23 protein-coding genes and 1 pseudogene are annotated in these 22,044 nt (G+C 61.6%); 10 read left to right on the top strand and 14 right to left on the bottom strand.

What is annotated here, in order from left to right; genetic code table 11:
- The first annotated feature begins 10 nt into the window (after window positions 1-10).
- The 8 genes from ABSY19_RS20825 to ABSY19_RS20790 all read left to right on the top strand — a co-directional run bounded on the left by ABSY19_RS20825 (window position 11) and on the right by ABSY19_RS20790 (window position 7,682).
- Complete coding sequence (locus ABSY19_RS20825; RefSeq protein WP_322315495.1) at window positions 11-1,792, top strand: acyclic terpene utilization AtuA family protein; 1,782 nt, start codon at window positions 11-13, stop codon at window positions 1,790-1,792.
- Between the two features lie 43 nt (window positions 1,793-1,835).
- Window positions 1,836-3,029: an acyl-CoA dehydrogenase family protein gene (locus tag ABSY19_RS20820; RefSeq protein WP_056278480.1), complete on the top strand. Its 1,194-nt coding sequence runs from the start codon at window positions 1,836-1,838 to the stop codon at window positions 3,027-3,029.
- Between the two features lie 144 nt (window positions 3,030-3,173).
- Window positions 3,174-3,833: a TetR/AcrR family transcriptional regulator gene (locus tag ABSY19_RS20815; protein ID WP_382163888.1), complete on the top strand. Its 660-nt coding sequence runs from the start codon at window positions 3,174-3,176 to the stop codon at window positions 3,831-3,833.
- A gap of 28 nt (window positions 3,834-3,861) precedes the next feature.
- The gene (locus ABSY19_RS20810) at window positions 3,862-4,134 is read left to right on the top strand and encodes a hypothetical protein (RefSeq protein WP_056278483.1); all 273 of its coding nucleotides are present in this window, start codon (window positions 3,862-3,864) and stop codon (window positions 4,132-4,134) included.
- A gap of 451 nt (window positions 4,135-4,585) precedes the next feature.
- Window positions 4,586-5,206 carry a glutathione S-transferase family protein gene (locus tag ABSY19_RS20805; protein WP_382155594.1) on the top strand — a complete coding sequence of 207 codons (621 nt, stop codon included), beginning with the start codon at window positions 4,586-4,588 and terminating at the stop codon, window positions 5,204-5,206.
- Between the two features lie 41 nt (window positions 5,207-5,247).
- Entirely contained in the window at window positions 5,248-5,916 is a 669-nt protein-coding gene (locus ABSY19_RS20800; protein ID WP_069048993.1) for a cupin domain-containing protein, read from the top strand.
- Between the two features lie 130 nt (window positions 5,917-6,046).
- Window positions 6,047-7,108 carry an FAD-dependent oxidoreductase gene (locus tag ABSY19_RS20795; RefSeq protein ID WP_086124730.1) on the top strand — a complete coding sequence of 354 codons (1,062 nt, stop codon included), beginning with the start codon at window positions 6,047-6,049 and terminating at the stop codon, window positions 7,106-7,108.
- A 34-nt stretch (window positions 7,109-7,142) separates the two neighbouring features.
- Entirely contained in the window at window positions 7,143-7,682 is a 540-nt protein-coding gene (locus tag ABSY19_RS20790) for a TetR/AcrR family transcriptional regulator (protein ID WP_200959415.1), read from the top strand.
- A 147-nt stretch (window positions 7,683-7,829) separates the two neighbouring features.
- Here ABSY19_RS20790 and ABSY19_RS20785 read toward each other — a convergent pair.
- The 3 genes and pseudogenes from ABSY19_RS20785 to ABSY19_RS20775 form a co-directional block, all read right to left on the bottom strand.
- A pseudogene (locus ABSY19_RS20785) lies at window positions 7,830-8,552 on the bottom strand (heavy metal-binding domain-containing protein); the annotation flags it as partial.
- A gap of 47 nt (window positions 8,553-8,599) precedes the next feature.
- Window positions 8,600-8,887 carry a heavy-metal-associated domain-containing protein gene (locus ABSY19_RS20780; RefSeq protein WP_056278500.1) on the bottom strand — a complete coding sequence of 96 codons (288 nt, stop codon included), beginning with the start codon at window positions 8,885-8,887 and terminating at the stop codon, window positions 8,600-8,602.
- An 11-nt stretch (window positions 8,888-8,898) separates the two neighbouring features.
- On the bottom strand, window positions 8,899-9,384 hold the full coding sequence (locus ABSY19_RS20775; RefSeq protein WP_382155591.1) for a hypothetical protein: 486 nt from the start codon (window positions 9,382-9,384) through the stop codon (window positions 8,899-8,901).
- A 718-nt stretch (window positions 9,385-10,102) separates the two neighbouring features.
- Between ABSY19_RS20775 and ABSY19_RS20770 the strand changes: the two genes are divergently transcribed.
- Complete coding sequence (locus ABSY19_RS20770; RefSeq protein WP_382155588.1) at window positions 10,103-10,963, top strand: hypothetical protein; 861 nt, start codon at window positions 10,103-10,105, stop codon at window positions 10,961-10,963.
- 387 nt (window positions 10,964-11,350) lie between these two features.
- Here the strand turns inward: ABSY19_RS20770 and ABSY19_RS20765 are convergent, their stop codons facing one another.
- Complete coding sequence (locus ABSY19_RS20765; RefSeq protein WP_190693193.1) at window positions 11,351-12,877, bottom strand: Fic family protein; 1,527 nt, start codon at window positions 12,875-12,877, stop codon at window positions 11,351-11,353.
- A gap of 296 nt (window positions 12,878-13,173) precedes the next feature.
- Here ABSY19_RS20765 and ABSY19_RS20760 point away from each other — a divergent pair, with 296 nt between their 5' ends.
- The gene (locus ABSY19_RS20760; protein WP_190693122.1) at window positions 13,174-13,560 is read left to right on the top strand and encodes an HU family DNA-binding protein; all 387 of its coding nucleotides are present in this window, start codon (window positions 13,174-13,176) and stop codon (window positions 13,558-13,560) included.
- Between the two features lie 108 nt (window positions 13,561-13,668).
- Here the strand turns inward: ABSY19_RS20760 and ABSY19_RS20755 are convergent, their stop codons facing one another.
- The 10 genes from ABSY19_RS20755 to ABSY19_RS20710 all read right to left on the bottom strand — a co-directional run bounded on the left by ABSY19_RS20755 (window position 13,669) and on the right by ABSY19_RS20710 (window position 21,797).
- Window positions 13,669-14,571, bottom strand: a complete 903-nt coding sequence (locus tag ABSY19_RS20755; protein WP_190693120.1) for a hypothetical protein — start codon at window positions 14,569-14,571, stop codon at window positions 13,669-13,671.
- A complete protein-coding gene (locus tag ABSY19_RS20750) occupies window positions 14,564-15,658 on the bottom strand; it encodes a hypothetical protein (protein ID WP_190693118.1) in 1,095 nt (364 codons plus the stop codon). The genes ABSY19_RS20755 and ABSY19_RS20750 overlap by 8 nt, the downstream gene beginning before the upstream one ends.
- Before the next feature lie 193 nt (window positions 15,659-15,851).
- The gene (locus tag ABSY19_RS20745; RefSeq protein ID WP_190693116.1) at window positions 15,852-16,433 is read right to left on the bottom strand and encodes an RES family NAD+ phosphorylase; all 582 of its coding nucleotides are present in this window, start codon (window positions 16,431-16,433) and stop codon (window positions 15,852-15,854) included.
- A 12-nt stretch (window positions 16,434-16,445) separates the two neighbouring features.
- Window positions 16,446-16,916 (bottom strand): hypothetical protein, encoded by a 471-nt coding sequence (locus tag ABSY19_RS20740; RefSeq protein WP_190693114.1) that lies wholly within the window; start codon window positions 16,914-16,916, stop codon window positions 16,446-16,448.
- Between the two features lie 24 nt (window positions 16,917-16,940).
- The gene (locus tag ABSY19_RS20735; protein WP_190693124.1) at window positions 16,941-17,303 is read right to left on the bottom strand and encodes a hypothetical protein; all 363 of its coding nucleotides are present in this window, start codon (window positions 17,301-17,303) and stop codon (window positions 16,941-16,943) included.
- Window positions 17,304-17,635: 332 nt separating this feature from the next.
- The gene (locus ABSY19_RS20730) at window positions 17,636-18,088 is read right to left on the bottom strand and encodes a hypothetical protein (RefSeq protein ID WP_190693113.1); all 453 of its coding nucleotides are present in this window, start codon (window positions 18,086-18,088) and stop codon (window positions 17,636-17,638) included.
- A 157-nt stretch (window positions 18,089-18,245) separates the two neighbouring features.
- On the bottom strand, window positions 18,246-19,361 hold the full coding sequence (locus ABSY19_RS20725; protein ID WP_382155585.1) for a tyrosine-type recombinase/integrase: 1,116 nt from the start codon (window positions 19,359-19,361) through the stop codon (window positions 18,246-18,248).
- A gap of 160 nt (window positions 19,362-19,521) precedes the next feature.
- Window positions 19,522-21,036, bottom strand: coding sequence for an IS66 family transposase (locus ABSY19_RS20720; protein WP_382163701.1), 1,515 nt, complete (start codon window positions 21,034-21,036; stop codon window positions 19,522-19,524).
- Between the two features lie 81 nt (window positions 21,037-21,117).
- On the bottom strand, window positions 21,118-21,450 hold the full coding sequence (tnpB, locus tag ABSY19_RS20715) for an IS66 family insertion sequence element accessory protein TnpB (protein ID WP_382155582.1): 333 nt from the start codon (window positions 21,448-21,450) through the stop codon (window positions 21,118-21,120).
- A complete protein-coding gene (locus ABSY19_RS20710) occupies window positions 21,447-21,797 on the bottom strand; it encodes a transposase (protein WP_382155579.1) in 351 nt (116 codons plus the stop codon). Before ABSY19_RS20710 ends, tnpB begins: the two co-directional genes overlap by 4 nt.
- Between the last annotated feature and the right edge of the window lie 247 nt (window positions 21,798-22,044).

The following is a 22,044-nucleotide window of genomic DNA, read 5'->3' as shown; positions in this document are numbered from 1 at the left end:
GGAGACATCCATGAAAAAAATAACCCTTCGTATTGGCAGCGCCTCGGGCTTCTGGGGCGACTCCGAGTTCGCCGCCGCCCAACTGGTGCAGCGCGGCAACATCGACGTCCTGGTGTTCGACTACTTGGCCGAAATCACCATGTCGCTGCTCAGCCGCGCCAAGGCCAAAGACCCGGCACAGGGCTATGCACCGGATTTCGTGACCACCCTCCAGCCCCTGATGAAGGAACTGAAGTCGCGCGGCATCAAGGTCATTGCCAACGCGGGCGGTGTCAACCCGTCTGCCTGTCGCGCTGCGCTGGTGGCTGCAGCCCAGGCCGAAGGTGTCGATCTGAACATCGCCGCCGTGCTGGGCGACGACCTGATGCCCCAGGTTGAGGCCCTGCGCTCGGCCAACACCCAAGAGATGTTCGCGGGCAGCCCCTTTCCACAAAAAGTCATGAGCGCCAACGCCTATCTGGGCGCCTTCCCGATCGCCGCGGCGCTCGATGCCGGCGCCGACGTCGTGGTCACTGGCCGCTGCGTCGACAGCGCGGTCACACTGGCGCCGCTTATCCATGCCTTTGGCTGGACCGCCGCCGACCACGATCTGCTCGCGCAGGGCAGCCTGGCTGGTCACCTGATCGAGTGCGGCACGCAGGCCACCGGCGGCAACTACACTGACTGGGATTCGGTGCCGGGCTGGGACGACATGGGCTTTCCCATCGCCGAGTGCCGCGCCGACGGCAGCTTCGTCATCACCAAGCCCGAAGGCACTGGCGGGCTGGTCTGCCACTCCACGGTGGGCGAGCAGATGCTCTATGAAATCGGCGACCCGCGCGCCTACATCCTGCCCGATGTGGTGTGCGACTTCACCAGCGTCACGCTGACGCAGATCGGCCCCGACCGCGTCGAGGTCAAGGGCGCGCGCGGCCTCCCGCCGACCGATCAGGCCAAAGTCAGCGTCACCTACGCCGACGGCTTTCGGGCCATGAGCTTGTTCATGATCGGCGGCATCAATGCCGGCGCCAAGGGGCAGCGCGTCGGCGCCGCAATGCTGGCGCGCATGCGGCGACACTATGCACAGCGCGGTTGGCCCGACTTCACCGAAACTTGTGTCGAGGCCATCGGCGCTGAAGACACCTACGGCCCCCACGCTCGGCCCGATGCGCGCGAAGTGATGCTCAAGGTCGGCGTGCGCCACCCGGTCAAGGACGCACTCGAACTGTTTTCGCGCGAAGTGGCGCCGATGGCCCTGATGTCGGCCCCGGCCATCACGGGCTTCACCGGTGGTCGACCCAAGGTGCAACCGGTGGTTCGGCTGTTTTCCTGCCTGATCCCCAAGACCCAGCTGGCCGCGAGCATCGACATGGGCGACAAGACCGTGGCGGCACCGCCATGGCACGGCCAGGCGTTTGATCCGGCGACCCTGCCCCAGGTCGGCGGCCCGCTGCCTGCCGCCGACGCCTATGCGCGCGGCACGCGCATAGTGCCGCTGGTGAAGCTGGCCTGGGGCCGCAGCGGCGACAAGGGCGACGCCGCCAACATCGGCGTCCTGGCGCGTCAACCCGGCTACCTGCCTTTCATCCGCGCCGCCCTGACCGAGCAGGCCGTGGCGGCCTGGTTCGCCCACCTCGTCAAGGGCAGCGTGCAGCGCTTTGACCTGCCCGGCACGCACGCGCTGAACTTTCTGATGCACGAAGCCCTGGGCGGCGGCGGCATCGCTTCGGTTCGCATGGACTCGCAGGGCAAAGCCTTTGCGCAGATGCTGCTCGATTTTCCAGTCCCGATCCCAGCCGACTTGGCACTTTGACAACTTTCGCCCCTGCCCCCAATCCAAGACAGAGAAATACACCATGAACACCTCGGCCACTACCGCGATAGCCAACACGGCTTCCACCGCCTTGAGCGCGCGTATCCGCGACGTGCAGGAAGCCACCCGCGGCGTCACCACCCTGTACCCGCGCAGCTACATCCTCCAGTGCATCAAGGAAGATCGCTTCCCCGACGAGCTGTGGCAAAAGCTCGGCGAGTTCGGCCTGCTCGGCCTGTCCGTCCCGGAAGAGTATGGCGGCTCCGGAGGCGGCGTACTGGAGATCACCGCGCTCAATGAAGCGCTGGCTTTGGCCGGCGTGCCCACGCTGTTCCTGGTCGTCACAGGGCTGGGCCGGGTACCGATCATGCGCCACGGCACACCCGAGCAGATCAGGAAATACGTCACGCCGACTTGCACCGGCGAGAAGAAGTTGTGTTTTGCCATCACCGAGCCCAATGCCGGCACCAACAGCTTTGCCATGACCACACTGGCCACACCGGACGGCGATGGCTGGGTGCTCAATGGCCAAAAGGTCTTCATTTCTGGCGCGCGCGATGCCGACTACATGCTGGTGATCGCACGCACCACCAAGGCAGGCGAGGTGAAGCATCGCACCGACGGCATCTCGCTGTTCGTGCTTGACATGAAAACGCCCGGAATCCAGCTGACGCAACTCAACATCCAGGTCGAAACCGCCGAGCGCCAGTACATGGTGTTCTTTGACAACGTCAAGCTGCCCGCCGACGCACTGATCGGCGAAGCCGGCAAGGGCGCCAAGCTGATGTTCGAAGGCCTGAACTCGGAGCGCCTGCTGGCCGCTGGAGCCGCAATCGGCTTGGGCGACTATGCGCTGGCCAAGGCGGTAGCCTATTCGAAGGAGCGTAAGCCCTTCGGCAAGCCAATTGGCTCCTACCAGGCACTGCAGCACCGTATGGCGCAGGCCAAGGCGCAGATCGAGGCAGCGCGGCTGATGACCTACAACGCCGCCGAGCGCTTCGACGCCGGCGAGGATGCTGGTGCCCACGCCAACATGGCCAAGCTGCTGGGCTCGCAAGCGGCGGTGGCCGCCGTAGAGGCCGCGCTGCAAACCCACGGCGGCTACGGATTCGACCGCGACTACGACATCATCACGTTGTGGCCCATGGTGCGCCTGCTGGAAATCGCGCCCATCAACAACGAGATGCTGCTCAACTACATCGGCGAACATGTATTGGGCTTGCCTAAGTCATACTGAGCCGATGGCCGTCATCCCCGGTACCGACCACCCAGACCGAGACCGATGTTCGCAATACGGTCGAGGCCTCCGTCCGCCGTTTTCGGGGTCGTCTGAGCTTTCGACCCGACATCATTGGCAGGCCTCGCTACTCGTTTTCGGATGATGTGTGCCGTGCGCTCCCTCCCCACTTTCGAAGCAGCCAAGCGGCCGCGAGGCCGCCCACGCAAGACGCCGCAGGAGCGAAATGAAGGCAATCGCCGCCAAGATGTCGTCAAGGCCGCGGCCAAACTGTTTCGACGCTACGGCTTCAACGGCACGAGCACGCGCGACATCGCCTGCGCCGTCGGCATGCATTCCGGATCACTGTTTTGTCACTTCAAAAGCAAGGATGCGCTATTGCATGAAGTGATTCAGGAAGGCATGCGCAGCGCGATGGCGCGCCAGATGATCGTGCTACTTGCCGAGCATGACGCTGTGACCACGCTGCGGCAATTGATCCGATCGCATTTCGAAACGATTCTGGGACCAAACAGCGACTTCATGCATGTGGTGCTCTACGAGTCGCGCTACCTCAATGCTATGCAGCACAAAGTCATCGCGAAGCTGCAAGGTGAATACGAAGCGACATGGACGTCCGTGCTCCAAGAGCTCTCGTTGACTGGCTGCTTGCAAGTCGAGGTTCCGGTTGCGCGCCATTTGATCTTTGGTGTGCTGAACGGGTCAGCGCAGTGGTTCAAGTCTGAAATGGGAATCTCGATTGATGACCTGACCGACGCAGTGGTGGCCCTGTGCATACACGTCCCCCGGCAAAGCCGGACTTGATGTTGAACGCGCCTTTGGGCGTCAGGCGGTGTATCCGGACGACGCCAACACCGTGGCCGATCTGCCCAGCCAGGCCGAACTCGTGAAGTACAAGAGCCAGGGCATCAACATCATGGCGCCGCCGATCTTCGCCCTGCTGAGCACCGACACTTCAGAGTGGATCGCGCCCTCGCAGTACGCGCGAAACGCCCGCTCGGCCGGTCTGGACATCATTGCCTGGACCCTGGAGCGCTCGGGTCTGCTGGCCGATGGCGACAACGGCCTGTATTACCAGACGTTCGATTCGGCCATCAAGACCTAAGGCGACATGATGCGTGTGCTCGACGTGCTCGTCCGCGAGGCGGGTGTGATTGGCGTTTTCTCGGACTGGCCAGCCACGACTACGTCCTACGCGAACTACTCCAATCAGCGGTAGTCTTCATTGGCGCCCGGCGTTCTTCTCCATGGCGGAGATACGGCATGACTGTCGGCCGCAACCACCACAACAAGGTGGAGACAAGAAGATCGCGCCATGACACTACCTGAAAGCGAGTCACAGTCGTAGAGCCGAACAGCGCAGAAGGTGTTCCACTTGACGTCGCTGGGTCGCGCTGATCCTGCCGATCATGTGAATGTCGCGAACGGTTCAGCTCAGCTGAAGCAGCGAATTTCGCTTGGTCCTGGGGCCTGTTTGTAAAGCCGCACATAAGAATTGACAACCTACTGATAGGTAGTACAATGACGCGTTACAAAAATCGTCAATAGAACACTCAATGAAAATCTACGACATCAAAGGCTTTCCAAACCCACTGCGAGTCCGCATCGCTCTGGCAGAAAAGGATGCAACGGACAAGGTTGAATTCGTCCCAGTGGATGTGATGAGCAGCGAGCACCGCTGCGATGCTTTCAAAGCGAAAAATCCGGATGCTACCGTGCCCCTGCTGGAGCTTGACGACGGCACCTGTATCGCCCAGTGCAACGCCATCACTGAATATATCGATGGCGTTTTCGATGGTCCTTCCCTAACCGGCGCAACCCCAAAGGAGCGTGCCCGCATCACGATGATGAATCTGCGGGCAGAAAACGGTTTGATGAACGCGGTCGGCGCCTATTTCCATCACGCTACTCTCGGCCTTGGTCCGGATCTGGAGACCTGGCAATGCGCCGAATGGGGCAACAAGCAGAGGGAAGTTGCTAGCGCTACGATGGCCTATCTGGATAGCGTTCTGTCGGAAAATGAGTTTCTCGCAGGCGACAACTTCTCTATCGCTGACATCACTGCCTTTGCGGGTCTGGCGTTTGCGGATTTCGCCAAGGTTGAAATCCCCGAGTCCCTGGTCAATCTCCATGCTTGGCGTGCAAAGGTTGCAGCCCGTCCTTCGATTGCCGGTTAATGCGCGATCTCCGGGTTGTAGGGGTCAAAGGAGTGGGTTTCATGGAGATCAACGCAGATTTTTCCAAGCGTGTTGTGGTGCATTCGCGCGAGTTGGAATGGCGACCCTCGCCCATGAAGGGGGTAGAGCGGCGCATGCTGGACCGAATTGGGGGCGAAGTTGCCCGCGCCACGACCATCGTGCGGTATGCGCCGGACAGCAAGTTCTCGGCACATACCCATACGGGGGGCGAGGAGTTCATCGTGCTCGATGGAGTGTTTCAAGACGAGCACGGTGATTTTCCTGTCGGCACCTATGTGCGCAACCCCCCAACGACGTCCCATACGCCAGGCTCTGACGAGGGATGCACGATCTTTGTGAAATTATGGCAATTCGACATGGCGGATCGCACACAGTTTCGCAAGGACATGGAAGCCGAACTGGGCACCCCGGTGGATGGCATTGCCAGCGCAATGCTATATGAGGACCATCGTGAGACCGTCACTTACAGCAGGCTTGAGGCGGGCGCAACTCTGAAGTCTGAGGTGTCCGGCGGGATAGAGCTGCTGGTGATAAACGGCGCTCTCACCGTGGAAGGCGAGATACTGGGAAAGCACACTTGGCTGCGCCTGCCCGAAGGCCAAAGCTTGTCCGCGATGGCGACGGGCGATGGCGCGAAAATCTGGATGAAGACAGGACACCTGCCATTTGCCAAAGCACCCGCTGCTTAGCCATGGCTACGGCAGATTCCCCGGCAGAGCTTACAGCACCACCGCTACCGACCCGCGGGTGTCTATCGTGACGACTGTGTGGCCAACAAAGACGAATCGGTTGTCCTTCGCTGGCGAGGTGTCTTGAGCGATGCTGACCGATACCCTGATCATCGGTGGTGGCCTGTCCGGGCTGGCCTTGGCTGCAAAGCTTGCTGCACAAGGCCGCGATTTCCTTTTGGTCGAGGCGCGTGACCGCTTGGGCGGTCGCATCCTGACCGTGCGCGAGGGTGCCGCTCATTTTGATCTGGGTCCCACGTGGTTTTGGCCAGGACAACCCAGGATCGCAGCGCTCACCGAACGCTTAGGGCTGTCCCGGTTCGATCAGTTCTGTCAGGGCGATGTGATCTTCGAGAATGAGCAGGGCCGTGTTCATCGTGGACGAGGGTATGCCTCAATGCAGGGGGCCTGGCGGCTGGAGGGGGGGTTGGGCGCCTTGATCGCGGCCCTTGAGAATGAGGTTCCGGCGCAACGACGCCGTGTTTCGACAACGATCCGTATGCTAACCCGGGCAGCACCGGGGATCATCGCAACGTCTGAGGATGGCGTGAGCATCCAGGCACGGCGGGTGGTTCTGGCCCTGCCCCCGCGCATGGCCGTAAGAATGTCCTTTACGCCGACGCTGCCAATCGCTGCGTTGACAGAGCTGGAGGGAATCGCAACCTGGATGGCAGGCCATGCCAAGGCCGTGGCTGTCTATGATCGGCCTTTTTGGCTTGAGGCTGGCCTTTCCGGTGATGCCATGAGTCGTCATGGTCCGGTGGTCGAAATCCATGATGCCAGCCCGGCCTCAGGCGGGCCTTATGCCCTTTTCGGGTTCATCGGCGTGCCGCCCAGGGCGCGATCCGACCAACAGGCCCTGCGCCGACAGATACAGGCCCAGTTGATCCGTCTGTTCGGACCAGAAGCCGCCACACCAAGTATTCTGTGTCTCAAGGACTGGGCTTATGACCGCTTGACAGCGACCGAACTGGACGCACAGGCGCCACATGTCAACTCGCAATACGGTTTGCCCCGCGTTCTCAATGGACTTTGGGATGGCGATTTGATCCTTGCCGGGACCGAGGTGGCGCCTAAATTCGGAGGATACCTTGAGGGGGCGCTGGAAGCATCGGAGCTGGCGCTGGCAAACCTAGGACACATAGAAAGGTGAAATGACAACGAACAGAGACACCAGAGTCGCCCTGATGGATTTTGCTGAACACGCAGCCCGGTCACGGGGTTTCGACGGCTTCAGCTATGGCGATATGGCAGAGGCGATCGGCATTCGAAAAGCGTCGATCCACCACCATTTTCCGACCAAGGCCAATCTTTCCGAAGCATTGATCGAGCGATATCAGACCAACCTGCAGCATCGCCTGGCCGAGATCGAAGCAACCCACGCCACCGCCGGTGCACGCCTCAAGGCCCTGATTGCCCTGTACCGAGCAGCCCTGGATGATGGCCGCACCGTTTGTCTGTGCGTTGCCTTTTCAACCAGCCGGGAAAGCTTGTCTGAAGTGGTCATCGCCAAAGTCAGCGCCGTCCGCGCAATGATCCTGCAATGGATCACTGCGACGTTCGAACTCGGCCAAAGGGACGGGTCCATATCGGCAATCCTTGATCCGGCATACGAGGCGCCCGCGACCCTGGCCATGCTGGAAGGTGCCCATCTCGCAGCGCGTACTGAAGAGGACCTTGTTGCGTTTGACGTCGCAACCCGACTGCTGAACGCCCGTTGTCAGTAGCTTTGGTCCAGTTCGTGCGCTTTTATTGGGCTACTCGCCCTCTTCCTTTAATTCTGACGTCTCCCCCGAATTCCGGACTTTTCAAAACTAGAGGCACGGTTGCTTTCCGGCAAGCCCGAAGGGGCGCAAGGAGAAGCAATGAAGAGGTCGAGATTTATCGCCTACATGGACATGGGCCAACGGCACGTCTTCCTCCTGCCCGTCGGGCTGGATGCGCCGCGCGGTCTTGGGCGCCAGCCCCAGCAGCGAGCGAATGGCCGCCGAGGTTTGCGCACGCGCCTTGAGTTCCAGCAGCTGGCCCAGCAAGGTGAGCGAGATGATCACCGCCGCCGCCTCGAAGTACACCGACACGCGCCCCATCGAAACGAACGAATCGGGAAACACCTGGGGCGCCACCGTGGCCACCACGCTGTAGACAAACGCCGAACCCGTGCCCAGGCTGATGAGGATCCACATGTTGGGGCTGCGGTTCAGCACCGACTGTGCGCCCCGCACAAAAAACGGCCAGCCGGCCCACAGCACGATGGGCACGGTGAGCACGAGTTCGATCCAGCTCTGGGTCGCCATCTCGAACCAGCCGAAGCTGTGGCCGAACATCGCCAACACGGCCACCACCACCGTGAGCGGCAGGGTCCACCAGAAGCGGCGCTGGAAATCCAGCAGTTCGGGGTTCTCGGCCTCGTCCAGCGCCGGCATGACCGGCTCCAGCGACATACCGCATTTTGGACAGTTGCCCGGGTGGTCCTGGCGGATCTCCGGGTGCATCGGACAGGTGTAGACCGTGCCCTCCAGCGGAGATGTCACAGGTAGAGAGGCCGGCGCACCCGGGCCTCCAGCGTGACGGTGTTCGTGATGACGATGTGACTCCATGGCATGGCTCCAATCTTCAGGCTGGCTTTGCCAAGCCCGTGGTGGGGTCAACTGCAGCAGCAACCGCCCTTGGGCGCAGCTGGCGGTGGCGGACTGTCGGTTGCCTGACCCGACGGGGCGCCATTTGTGACCACCTCGCTTTCGTAGCGCCTTGCCGCCAATGCAGAAATCAGCTGCGATGGCGCCACGTTCGCCTCAGCTGTGACCCTCACACGGCCAGCTCGCAGATCCACTGCGACGTCTTGCACACCGTCGATTGGAGCCAGGGCCGTCGTGACGCGCTGGACGCAGGCACCGCAGGTCATGCCCTGCACATCGAGATCGATGATGTTCATCGTGATCTCCTTCACTTGCCGGCGGGCGGCATGGTTCCATCCGGCATGCGCTGCATCATCATTTCCATCATGGTCTGCATCAGGTCCATGCGCATCTCCATCATCTGATGGTGCTTGGACATGTCCATGGGCATGTCCTTCATGCCCGCCATTCCCGGCATGCCCGCCTTGCCGTGCATGCTGCCCATCCCCTTCATGTCCTTCATGCCTTTCATCATGGCCATGCCTTCGTGCATGGTTTTCGTGTGCTCGGCCATCAAGGCCTGGCGCTCTGCTGGCGTCTTGGCATTCATCATCTTGTCGCGCATGGCCTGCATGTCTTTCATGTGGTCGTGCATGGCTGACGGCGCCCCAGACGGTGCCACAGCTGCTAGATGCGCAGCGTGTTGATCTGCATTGGCCGCCGACATGGGACCCGCTGCCGGGGCGTTGGGGTTCGCGCAAGCGGTCAGCAAGACGGCGGTCGAAAGCGTGAGAAGGGTGTGGATGGTTTTCATGATGGTGTTCTTGAAGGAATGGGGGAGCCGCCGCAGGCGGCAACAAAGGGGATGCCAGACAGGAGATGGGACGCCATCTGGGTGACCCAGACAGCAAGAGCGCTCTTCGCAATGGGCTGCGAAGCGGTCTACAAGGTCAAACGATGGGGTCGCGCAGCGATGGGCGAAGCCATGTGCGGGGGTCTGGTGGCGTGTACCCGCAGCTGAACTGCGGTGGGTGTGGCCATGGTTGGCGCCCCAGTCCGCGAAAGCACGCCCACCCAACCCGAACTGCCGTCGGCGAGGGGCTGATCGACTTTGGTGATGGCCAGCGGTGCTTCATCACAGAACCTCAAGCATCCCGCATCAACAGGGTCGCTTTGTGCGCGGTGATGGCCTTGTGCAACCGATTCATGGTGTGGTGACACCGTTGAAGAATCGTGACCGCCGTGGTCAGGCTCGCTCAAGAGGCAGGCATTGGCCACCCCGGCGCCCAATGCAAACAGCCACACCGCCAGGATGATCCTGGTGGCATGGCGCAGCGAGCGGCGGTGAATGTGCATCTTGGTCAGACGAACTGTGGAAACAATTCAAGGCTAAACATGTGGGCTCAAGCCGTCTTGATGCAAATCAAGAAAGCTGGCCGGAAGACGGTCCCGGACCAATAAAGTGTGCGGCGGCGCAGCACGATGGTCGGTTCGCCACCGAACAGACTGGAAGGCTGGCACTGGCCCCACCGGTGCAGTACTGGCTGGACGCGCGCCTCTACCGCGCGGGCTGGAATGCCGTGCGAGCAGGTGCCGGCAACATGGACCTGTTGGTGGCCCAGGGTACCAGCGCCGGATACGGCCTGAGCGTCTATCTGCTGTTCAAGCACGCGGAGCACGGCACGCCGCACCCGTACTTCGAAGCCGCAGCGGTGATCGTCACACTGGTTCTGCTGGGCAAATGGCTCAAGTCGCGCGCCAAGCGCCATACCACCGCCGTCATCGCGGCGCTCAACACCCTCAAGCCCAAGGTGGCACGCGCACGTATGCCTTATGGCAACGTGGATATTGCGATTTCGCAGGTAAAGATCGGGGGCATCGTGGTGGTGCGCCCGGGAGAGCGTATTCCGGTCGACGGTGTAGTCACCATCGGCTCCAGCCGGGTGGACGAATCGCTGATCACAGGCGAGAGTCTGCCGGTGGCCAAGCACGCGGGCGACAAGGTCACCGGCGGCGCCTTCAATGCCCGGGTACTGCTGCGGGTGGAAACCACTGCGGTGGGCGCGGAGTCCACGCTCTCGCGCATCGTTCGTATGGTCGAGTCGGCGCAGGCCGAGAAAGCCCCGCTACAGCGTAGCGTTGACCGCGTGAGTGCCGTCCTTGTTCCGGTGGTGCTGTTGATCGCGTGTCCGCGTGCCGTGGGCCGTGGACCTTGCGACGTCCACAGGCAGCATGGCCGGCACCGGGGTGGCCGTTCGCCAAGGCATCCTGATCAAGGATGCCGAAACTCTGGAGGTCGCGCACAGTGTCGACACCGTCGCGATCGACAAGGCGAGCACGTTCACCGAAGGCAAGTCGACGTTGGTCACGGCGCTGGCAGCGCCCGATCATGAAGATAGTCTACTGTCCTGGAGCGCCGCTATCCAGGCCGGCAGTGAGCACCCGCTGGCGCGCGCCATATGAACGCCGCCGAAGAAGCTAGTCTAGTGTTGCTCTCCTCTACCAAAGTAAGCGACGTTCCCTGGCGCGGCATGTCGGCCGAGGTGCAGGGTCGTGCATAGGCGCAGCATGCTGGGTAGATAACCAGAAAACGCACACCAGGGCCGTGACCTTACCGTGCCGACCAAGAGGTCATACGGCAAATTCCTTGGTTCGGACGGGCCAAGCCCGGAAGCACGAGCGGTGGCCGAAACGTTCATTCCAAAACCAACCGCTTGAAAAAACGTCTTTGACTGCGGAAATTTGTCTACCAACGTCCGCATCCACGGAAAAACATCTACTCAGACGCGGGCGTCGATGTATGCCGCAAAGTGCTCGCCTACGACGGACTCCACCCTGGCAAGTTGCTCATCGGTCAGGCCTTCCGCCAGTTTGCGCTTGCGTTTGGACAGCGTGCCGTTGCCCTGAACGATGACATCGATGAGGGTATTCAGCTGGGACTGGCGCATGTCCAGCCAGGCTTCCAAGTCCTTGACCGTGTTGTCGTGAGCGCGCAGGTAGATCACCTCGGACAGCAGATCCTCTTCAACGCACAGCTTGCAGCATTCCAGGATGAATTCGCACAGGTCGGTTGCGTCGAAGTAAGCGTACAGCCACCGCGGCTGTGGTGACTTGACCAGGATCGTTGCGCTATCGCCGTCCAGCATGTATTCCAGCAGATCCGTGCGTGGGCGTGAATAGCTCTTCAACAGCTTCGAGTAGCGCTCAAGCTGGCTCAGCATGCGGGCCGACAAAGGCAGCACGACTCCCCCGGGGGTGAAGCCAGCCTGGCGAAGCACGTGGTGGAGCAAGAACCGGTGCAGTCGCCCGTTGCCGTCAAAGAAGGGGTGCACAAACACCAGACCGAACGAGGCGCAAGTGGCCGCGACAACAGGATCGAGCTCGCCGGCGGACGCGGCTGTTGCCAGTGCGGCAACGTCATCCATCATGGGGTCGACCAGTGCGACGGGCGGTGGAATGAAGTCTGCGATGTTGCGCATACGCCCTGGACGGGACAACCAGTTCTGCTTGGGGCGGTACTGGTACTCCGCTGCGTGGTCGCTGACGATCTGGTTCTGCCAGGCACACAGTTGCTCTTCCGTGAGTGGGCCGGGTTCGCCGGCGGATTCCAGCAGCTTGCGAAACCGGCCCGCGCGATGGCTGTCGGGGATTTCGTTTTCGATGTTGTAGGTCGAGCGAGTCTCGGACAGGTAGAGGTAGTCCACCGCGCGGGCCAGCATCTCGGGTTCGATGCTGCTCATGGCGGTTTTCACCTTCTCAGCAAGTCCCTCCTCCAGCAAGGCTGTAAGCCGAGGCGTTCGACGAACGAGCGGGCTGTACGCGCGACCACCTAACACGTTGTTGATGATGCCGAACTTGGCGTCCAGCACCTTGGGCCCGCAAACATGGTGCACCGGGTCGAGCAAGAAAATTCGCGGGTTGCCGGCGGGCATGTCGTAGTCCAACTTGTGCTCAGAGAGCCATTCCACGAGGTGGCCAGCCATTCGAGAGTAACGCGAGCTGGGCATGGCATGCAGCCATTCCTGTACGCCGTCACGAGCCTCTTGATGTTCAAAGAGTGCCCCCAGCACCGTCAGGTTCAAGTGCTCTCGCTTGAGCGCAAAGGTGAGTTGGCCCGCATACGACTCGGTGTCGCTCAAGCGCCTCAAAGGCAACTCGATGCGCTCGCTGCCGTCAGGGGTGAAGGTGTGCTTCTCCAGCGTCTGCTCGGTCGCCACAAAAATCCGCTGCAGAGGCGGCACGCGCAAACTGAAACGTCGAATCAGCGACTCGTAACCCAGGTACAGACGAGGATTGGGATGCGGCATGGGTTTTGTGTGTTTGAGCGACCAGCAGGACGTTGCAGTCGCCAAAACATCTTTAAAACTGGAAAAACATCTACATGCTATCAATCGCTCGGCAAAACGTCTACAGCCGCCCGCCAACGTTCCACTGAAAGGCCGCACTTGTGGCGCTCAACAGACCGGCTGCGGTGTCGAGACCAGCACATGGATTGAGCAACTCATGCCATGCGAGAAAAAAGCGCCTCTCCTGCCGCCATAAACTCCACGTACTGCGCGAATGGCGCAGCGTCCTATTTACCCAACCGTGGAGTCACAAAAGAATGGCCACTGCAAAGAAGGCAGCCCCCAAGGCAGCCGCGAAGAAGACCGTCACCAAACAGGTGAGCGTGCTCAAGCCGATCAAGGAAACTTTCAACAAGACCACGCTGGTCGCCCACCTGGTGCAAGCCTCCGGTGCCGAGCCCAAAACGGTCAAGGCCGTGCTCGGCTCACTGGAGGCGGCCATCCTCGCGTCTTTGTCCAAGAAGGGCGCGGGCGAGTTCACTTGGCCAGGCGTCTTCAAAGTCGCTGCCACCCACGTGCCTGCCAAGAAGGCCCGCCAGGGAATTGACCCATTCACCAAGGTCGAGCGCATGTTTGCCGCCAAGCCCGCATCGGTCAAGGTCAAGGCTCGCTTCTTCAAGAAGGTCAAGGACGCCGCTCTGTAATCGGCGCTGATCTCGTGCAAAGGGGGCTATCGTGCCCTCTTTCTCTTTTCGAGCAGTCTGCGGCCAGCCTCGCCGTGTACCAAGCTTCGTTTGCGGGCCGTCGCGGACTCAGCCCTTTTCAATTTCCGCCTGGACCAGCTGTACATACATATCCACCAGAGCACTGGCCTGAAGTTGCAACTGCAGGCGTTCGTCGACGTTGTCGGGCTTGTGAAATCGGCCGTACGCGACCGAGCCCTTCATGAAATGGCCCTCCGTGTCACCGCGGGCGCAGAAGCTGCGTCGAAGGCAGTCCAACGCGCTCTCCAGCGCAGCACGGTGGGCACCTTGTTTGAACTGCGCCGCGAACGCGCGAGCGCCCTCCTCCAAGTCGCTGCCGTACTGCAAAACGTGGATGAGATCCCCCACGTCCTTGTTCGCGCCGCGCTGGTCGAACGCGATGGCCTTGAGCACAACAAATGCCAGCTGGTTGGCGTAGTGAATGCGCTCCACGGCAATGCCCTTGCAGTCCAGCAGTTGCGCTTTCACCTCTTTGGTTTCAAAGAGGGTTTGCGCAATCGACATGTGAGGGATGGCCATCGCCGAAATCGATTCCGCACCCAGCGAGCGAAGCCGCGCAGGTTCGTCGCCAGTCGCATCGCACAGAAACTCCACGCGCACCGGCACGCCCCGCTCTGTCTTGGCCTCCCACTGCCATGAGGACACACCGCCCTGCTCCCTTTTCATCTTCGAAAACCCACGTTCTTTGAGGCGGGTCGAGATGGGGGTGTAGTCCTCGCCGGCGGCGATCACGGCGAGGTCGATCACCAGATCAAGGTCAGAGGTGCCCGCGTGCGCTGGCACCTCGGGCGGGCTCTCCGGGGTGAGATACCTGGGCACCAGTCCACCGACCAACCGTACCGTGTCCTTCAGGCTGCCCATGCACCCGAGTACGGTGACCAGCGCCTGTTCACAAGCCTCGGTGACTTCAAGTGAATAGCCCGACGCGCTTTCTGGCTTGGAGTCAGACATCGCGTGCACCTCCAGCGAGAAGTTGCTTCTTCACTTGGCCTGCCAGTTCCCCGCTGCGCCCGCCTGCGTTTGCCAGTTCCAAGTATTGGACAACCGGGCTGGCAAACCATCCCGGTCGATCAGCCAGGTGGAGGCGATGCTGCAGAGCGAAATCTTCGCACTCGTGGAGAGTGACGTTAAAGCCTCTGTCGGCGCGCTTGAGTCCCAGATGCTCGGCAATAGCCGAGGTCGCCCCTAGCGGCACGATCAAGTCATAGCCGCTGACGGCGGTGAGAACTTGCGCAATGCTGTTCGCAGCGTACTGTCCAGTGAAGGCCCAGTCATTGTGATGTCCTTCTCCCATACGTTTGGCCAGCGTCTCCCCAAGGGAGGCCGGGTTCTGGGTGAAGGCGAACCAGCGGGGCTTGCTGACCTTTCTGCTCTCCCAGTCCCTTGCCCATGTGTCCAGAAGGACCTCTGGATCCGTTAGCTGGCGGCGCACACTGCGCCCGTTTCCTTCGCTCTGGACCATGCCGCGCTTCTCCAACTCGCGCATGAGCACAGAGACCGTATTTGGGCTTGCACCTGACGCCTGCGCGAGGTCGGAGCCTGTGCGCCAGGCGTCCCAGTGCAGCAGCAGGGCGTGCAGCACTTTTTCGCGTTCAGGAGTGAAAAGAGAGCCTACGTCCCGCCAACTGGGCTTCAGGGGGGGGCGGTCTATGAGCAGTTGGCGCGCGCCCAACTGAATGGAGAGGCTGCCGCTGCCGTCGAAGTAGCCGATACCGGCGGACTCAAGCGATTTGCGGGCCCCTTCGCTGAGCGATTCCGCCCAGACCATGACCTGGTTGATGCGCGGGTCAGCGCCAGCGAGGTCAGCGAGTTGCCTTCGCGCCACCTCGATATCGCGCGGAAAGGCGTGTCGCTTGAATTCAACCAGGACATGGTTCTGCTCGCCGTCGATGGTGATCGCCAGACCAAGGTCACCGCGGCGCCCGTCGCGCAGCCTGGGTTCGTGCTCGACCTCCATGCTCTGAACCGGGAATCGTTCACTGAGTGCTGTGCGGAAGTGATCGAGGAGCTTTTCGGTGACGTGGCGTTCCAGAAGCATGGCGCAACCTCCGTGGATGAAGTGCTGTACAGCGTATTGATGCGCCTGAGCAGATGATACGCTCTAAATGCCAAATACGCTGTACAGCGTATGAAACCGTCGCGTGCCAAGAAGAGGACGCTGTGAGCAGGCGTTCAAGCATCGCCATGCTCTCTGCCTCATAGCGCAGCCGCTCACCACCTCCCGACAACGATCAACGCTCGTCCAACGGCACGCCCGAGCTCCATAACGCGGTTTGCAACACCTGCAGCAGCCGATTGGTCCCCGGCTTGACGAGTCGCCGGGAGCTGCGCTTGCTGAGCCGGACGATGCCGGAAGTGAACAGCGCAAGACAGGCGTGCTGGGGATGCTGCGCAGAAGCGTACACCACGCCATCCAGCGCCATGGCTCGGCATTCAGCGGCCAGTTCCTGTGTTTGAGATACACGAAGCGACTGCAGCACAGGGTAGGGCTCGGCCAGGCCGCGCACGTCGGCCAAACGCAGAGGCCCTGATGTGACGAACTCGACCAGGCATCGGCGGCGCAGTTCCGAGAGGGTTCTGCTCACCGTTTCGCGCCTGAGCAGCGATTCGTACAGTGCCGTCTGCGGACTATCCGCCAGATAGGCCACCGGCTCACTGGACAGACAAAAGCGCCCCTGCATCAAGCCAACCGGCGGCAGCGACAAGCCATTCATTCGAACGCTGTGGGCGCGGGGCCGAATCAACTGGACGCGATGAAAAACGCGGGGTGCAGGCAGTTCTATAACGGGTGGTTGGAGATCTTTGAATTTCATGGGCAGTCAGGCTCAATGCCCTTCTGCTGTTGCCAGGTCAACGATGCGCCGGCCAGGGACGCCCTGCTCCAGGGCGATGCGTGGCGCCAGTCCGTCAAGTGCCTCGTGCGGCGTTTCCAAAAACGACAACATTTGCCACCCATCTGTGGTGCCCAAGGCTTCAGACAGCGCCTGAATCACCGGGAAGACGTAGGGCTCAAACTGCCATTTCGGAATCTTGAAGCCACGACGCAAATGCGTCACGCCAATGCAGCGGCCACTCTTGATCCAAGCGCTGATCGTCACACGTGTCGTCCCGCTCAGCTCAGCCGCTTCTTCAGTCGTGATCATGTCCGAGGCATTGATGCGTTGGCGCCGGTACTCGGCACCACGGCGCAGCAACGCAGTCGTCTGCGCCTCACTGGCGTAGGGGTCGACCGTACTGGAGCGACGTGGGTTGACAGAGTCAAGGGCAACAGAAAAAAGAGAAGTCAATGTGTTCATGGCGATCGAGTCTTGAGCACCCGTTCAGGGCGCGTTGCGCATGTCGGGCTTGCTGTTGCCGAAGAACCGATGCGGCTTGGTCTGGCCTTGCTGCGAGGCCAAATAGCGCGGGCGATCGAGCTCAGTTGATCGCGCCATTGCAGGTGCGCTGACCCTGGTTGGCAGGATCGCGCGCCACATGCCTTGGAGCCGCGCACTGCAGGTGCGCTGCGCGAACTCGGTCCTGGCGTGCACCGCCAGGAAGGCCTTCATCATGGCTTGAGAGATTCTGGAGGGCTCAAACGGCGCGACGGTGCCATTGCGGCAAATGATCTTGTAGCTGGCGTAAACCCCTGACATTTGAGGGAGGCCAGAGTCCGTGGTTTCGTCCCAAGTCCAAGTCAACATGTGTGCTCTCCGGTTCACGAGTTGCTTCATTGCAGCGCATGGGTACATTTTCGATCACTCCGATTTATCCGTCAAGTTCGTAAAGCTGGTGAAGCTGGTGAAGCTGGTGAAGCTGGTGAAGCTGGTGAAGCCTTGCTTTGTGGGGCTGAACTGGGGTTCCGTTCGAGAACAACTCACGGACGCTCACGCTTTCAACGTCAGTTGTCGCCCGCGGGCGGCCCTGGTCTGGAATAAATAGGCATTTAAGAACCACAGCGGCACAACCGTTATGAGCAAAACGCAGCTGGCAAACTTTGAAAATGGTCGCATTCAATCTTTTGCGGGCACCACGCTCAAGATTGACGTGAAGCAATGGCAACGCCTGAGACGGACCAATCGAGGAAGCGACGCTGAACACGCTCATGGGTGTTCGCGTCGCTCGCGCTAGGTTCGTAAGGTGCGTAGATATGCACATACAGGGTGTGTTGACGGGCGTACGACTCACCCCCACGAAGATGGTTGCGCCGGACATCGCGCCACTCCAGCGCCTGTGGACTTGCAATGAGAGTGCGCACCCATGCCGGATCGACAACCCGACCCACCCAAGAATAGAGGGTGGTCAGTTCGCCTGAGTCCATGCTGCGCAATTCGATGATGAGACGCTCGGTGGCGAGCATGTGGATACCGACGTCGATACGGTGCACGAGACCGACCTCGGGCGTGCATTTGGATATGCGTTTATGCGTGCATTCGGCGGTGAATTTTGGTTCAACGCAATGGGATGGTTTGGTCGCTACGGTTGTCATTTCGTGATCTCCTTTCATCCAAGCTCTCACGAAATCTCTCCGCGTCAAGTCCACAAGATCCTCTTTTTGCAGATCCTCTCGGTCAGATGTCGATGACCAAAATGAGATGGACATCGACACACACTGCACTGCCGCAGGCCCCCTGCCGCCGAGGACCTCAGCCCAGCGGAAGGACCAGGCTCACTGGCTGGTTCTCATCGCTCCAGCGCCGGTCGTAGGCGGTGGTTGTCGTGATGCAGGCGTGCCCCAGGAAGTGCCGCACTTCGTTGAGATCGGCGCGCTCACGCAAAGCGAGTGTGGCGGCCGTGACCCGCAGCGCATGCGCAGAAAACCGCTCCCCCACCACTCCGATCTGCTCCAGGTAGGGCTGCACAATGCGCTGGGCCACAGCACCGGCAGTGAGTCCAGCAGATTTGATTGCTGTGCCGGACTGCCTCTGACCCCGCGACTGCTGAGAAGCGTTGGTCTGCAGATTTAGAGGACTCTCCGAGCCGCGCTCGAACACTGCGGCGTGCATCTCGATTTTTGGGGGCGTGCTGGCGCGTCGCCCGGTGCCCACTCTGTCATTCAAAGACCCAACCTCCTCCTCCTCAATATGAAGACTTTGAGGATTGACATCGCACCCGGCACCGGAGTGACGGCGGACTGCCTTCATCCGCACGAACAGCCGCTCATCGCTTTGAGGCTGCGCGCCCCTCATCGCCAAATAGTGCTGCACCCTCTCGCGCATGAGGGGTGCGGCGGCAATGAACCGCGTCTTGCCACCCTTGCCCAACACCCGCAGGTGCGACACACCCGCGCGCTGACAATCAAAATCCCGCACCCTGAGGGCGACCACCTCGGCGCGGCGCAGACCGCCCAATAGCATGACGGCCAGGATCGCGCGGTCTCGCACACCCTTGAGCGTGTTCGCATCGGGCGCGTCCAGCAGGGCCTGGGCTTGCTCAAGCGACAGCGCCGGGGTCTTGCCCTCGTGAGTCTCCAGACGCGGTCTGCGCACACCGCGTGCCGGGTTCGTGGGGATGAGCTGCTCATCGACCAGATGCTCCAGCAGCGAAGACAGGGCTGCGAGCTTGCGGCGTTGCGTGCTCGGCGACAGGTCTTGGGCCTGCAGGTGGTGGCGCCAGGCCAGCACATGGGAGCGCGCGACCTGCATCAACTCGGACGGGGTTTGCAACCCGGAGAACGCCGCAAAGTCCCGCACGTCGGCGGCGTAGGCGCGTCGGGTGCAGGTGCTGGCGAAGTTGGCCAGCCACTGGGTCTCGATGGTCATGAGGCCCAGCTGTGCGAAGCGTCTGGCGCCTGCGGCAAGCTCGGGCCAGCACGGGGGCCTGTGGATGTGAGAGGCAATTGGATCTGAGGTGTGTTCGTGGTAAGCGCGCGGCCATCCCATCTTGACCGCATGGCGCGGTCGTGTTTTTGAGATTGCTTTGTCAGGCTGGCTGCCAGCGATGTGGCAGCAGCTCGCCGATCTGGCTGGCGCGCTGCATAGGCAGGCGTGCCATCACATCGCGCAGGTAGGCATACGGGTCGTGGCCATTCATTCGCGCTGACTGGATCAGGCTCATGACGGCTGCCGCCCGCTGGCCAGCGCGCAGGCTGCCAGCGAAGAGCCAGTTGTTACGGCCAATGGCAATGGGCCGGATCTGGTTCTCGATCCAGTTGTTGTCCACGGGCAGTTGCCCGTCATCCGCGAACCGGGTCAGTGCCTCCCAGCGCCGCAAACTGTAGTCCAGCGCCTTGGCGCTAGCTGTTCCCTCAGGCACCTTCTGACGTTGCAGCAGCATCCACTGGTGCAAGGCATCGAGCAGCGGCTTCGTTTGTAGTTGCCGGATGGCTTGGCGCTGCTCGGCACTGAGCGCCTTGACCTCGCGCTCGATCTCGTAGACCCGCGCGAACTGCTGCAGCGCGAACTCGGCGATCTGGCTTTGATTGGCCGCGTGCAGATCGAAGAACTTGCGCCGCGCGTGCGCCAGGCAGCCGACCTCGGTCACCCCACTGGCGATCAAGGCCTTGTAGCCGCTGAAGTCGTCACAGGTGAGGCTGCCTCTCCAGTCACCCAGGAAGCGCCGGGCGTGTTCGCCCGAGCGTGATTCGCAGAAGTCGTAGACGACCACCTTGGTGTTCTCGAAGGCACCCGTGGCATAGGCCCAGAGGTAGGCCCGGTGCGTCTTTCCGTTGCCCGGCTTGAGCATGGACACCGGCGTCTCATCGGCATGCAGCACGCGGTGCTGCAGCAGCTCGTTTCTCATGGCATCCACCAGTGGCTGCAACTGCACGCCACAGGCGCCCACCCACTGAGCGAGCGTGGAACGCGGGATCGCGAGACCAGCTCGACCAAAGATCGCTTCCTGGCGGTACAGCGGAAGGTGATCCGCGTACTTGGCCACCAGCACCTGCGCCAGCAGCCCGGTGGTGGGGATGCCCTTGTCGATGATGTGCGGATCGACGGGGACTTGGGTGAGCGTCTCGCACTTCGCACAAGCCCACTTGCCACGGATGTGGCGCTCGACGCTGAAGACGCCAGGCACATAGTCCAGCTTCTCGGCCACGTCCTCGCCCACGCGCTTCATCTGGCAACCGCAGGCACAGGTGGTCGAGTCGGGCTCGTGGCGGATCTCGCGCCGCGGCAGGTTGGCTGGCAGCGGCGCGCGCTTGGGAACCTTCTTCTCTTCAACCTTGGCGGGTGCCTGCGCTTCCTGCAGCGCATCGATCTCCGTGGCCACGGCCGCCAGATCGGCCTCGATCTCGTCTTCGAGCAGGCTCTTCTGCTCGGGGTTGAAGCGTTCGGACTGGGCGGCGAATTTCATGCGCTTCAAGAGCGCGTTCTCGTGCGTGAGTTTGTCCAGCAACGCGCTCTGGTGGCGCAGCTGCGTCATGAGGCGCGTGGTCAGCTCACGCAGCTCTTCTGCGCTCAGGCTCTGCAGGGATTGAGGCTCGACCACCATGGGCATCCACTGTGCCAGCACTGGAATGTGCGCACCATTGGCGCATGCCCCAATTGGCAAGCGCCGGTCAGCGCTTCAGAGTCAGACCACGGTGATGACACCGCCGTCAGCCAGGCGCTGCCAGGGCAGGCCCAGCACCAGCGCATCGAACTGGGCGCGGCTAAGCGAGGCGGTGCTGGCCGCATCACGCGGCCAGACGAACTTGCCGCTGTTCAGGCGACGCGCTGCCAGCCACACACCGATGCCGTCGTGCACCAGCACCTTCATGCGGTTGGCGCGCCGATTGGCGAACAGGTAGGCGTGGTGCGGGCGCGCTGCGCCGAAGACCGACACCACGCGGGCCAGCGCCGTCTCGGTGCCTGCTCGCATGTCCAGCGGCTCGGTGGCAAGCCACAGCGCATCAACCCGGATCACTTGATCAGCTCTCGCATCCACACGGCGCACTGATCGGCCGCATCCAAGGGCCAGGTCACCGAGACGCTGGTGGCGCCACGGCGCAGCTCGACGCGGATGTCTGGTGCAAGTGCAGGCCTTGGTGAACATGCCGCTGGCGGCAGCGGCACTGGAACGAATGCGGGAGCCTGGAGTGCAGGCAGCGCGCCACCCGCTTCGCGGCGCCACTTGTGCACGACATTGGCGTTGATGCCGTGCGACAGGGCAATGCTGGCCACCGAAGCGCCTGGCTTGGCGCACTCGGCAAGGATCTGCTGCTTGAGCTCGGCGTCGTACCGCCGGCGAGTCTTCTTCTTGGCTTCATTCATGGTGTCCACCTATTTCGCTTGGTGGACACCATCGTTGCCGCTTAGACCGATCCCTTCAAGGGTGGGATGGCCGCGCGCTTACTGTTCGTGAGCGTGCATTGACGGTGGGTGTCTCCCCTTCCCTGCACGGTGCAGAAAAATCTGGGGGTCCCTGTATCGATAACATGCGTTTTCGATACGTCAAGAGCAACGAGCGACCTTCCACAGAACCCGCAAAAAGGGCGTTCTCAGCAATGGCGGACGTTCG

It is taken from the genome of Hydrogenophaga sp. ANAO-22 (genome assembly GCF_042466645.1).
GTDB lineage: Bacteria > Pseudomonadota > Gammaproteobacteria > Burkholderiales > Burkholderiaceae_C > Hydrogenophaga.
The sequence above is the reverse complement of the archived record's forward strand: the minus strand, read 5'-3'. Positions and strand labels throughout refer to the sequence as shown.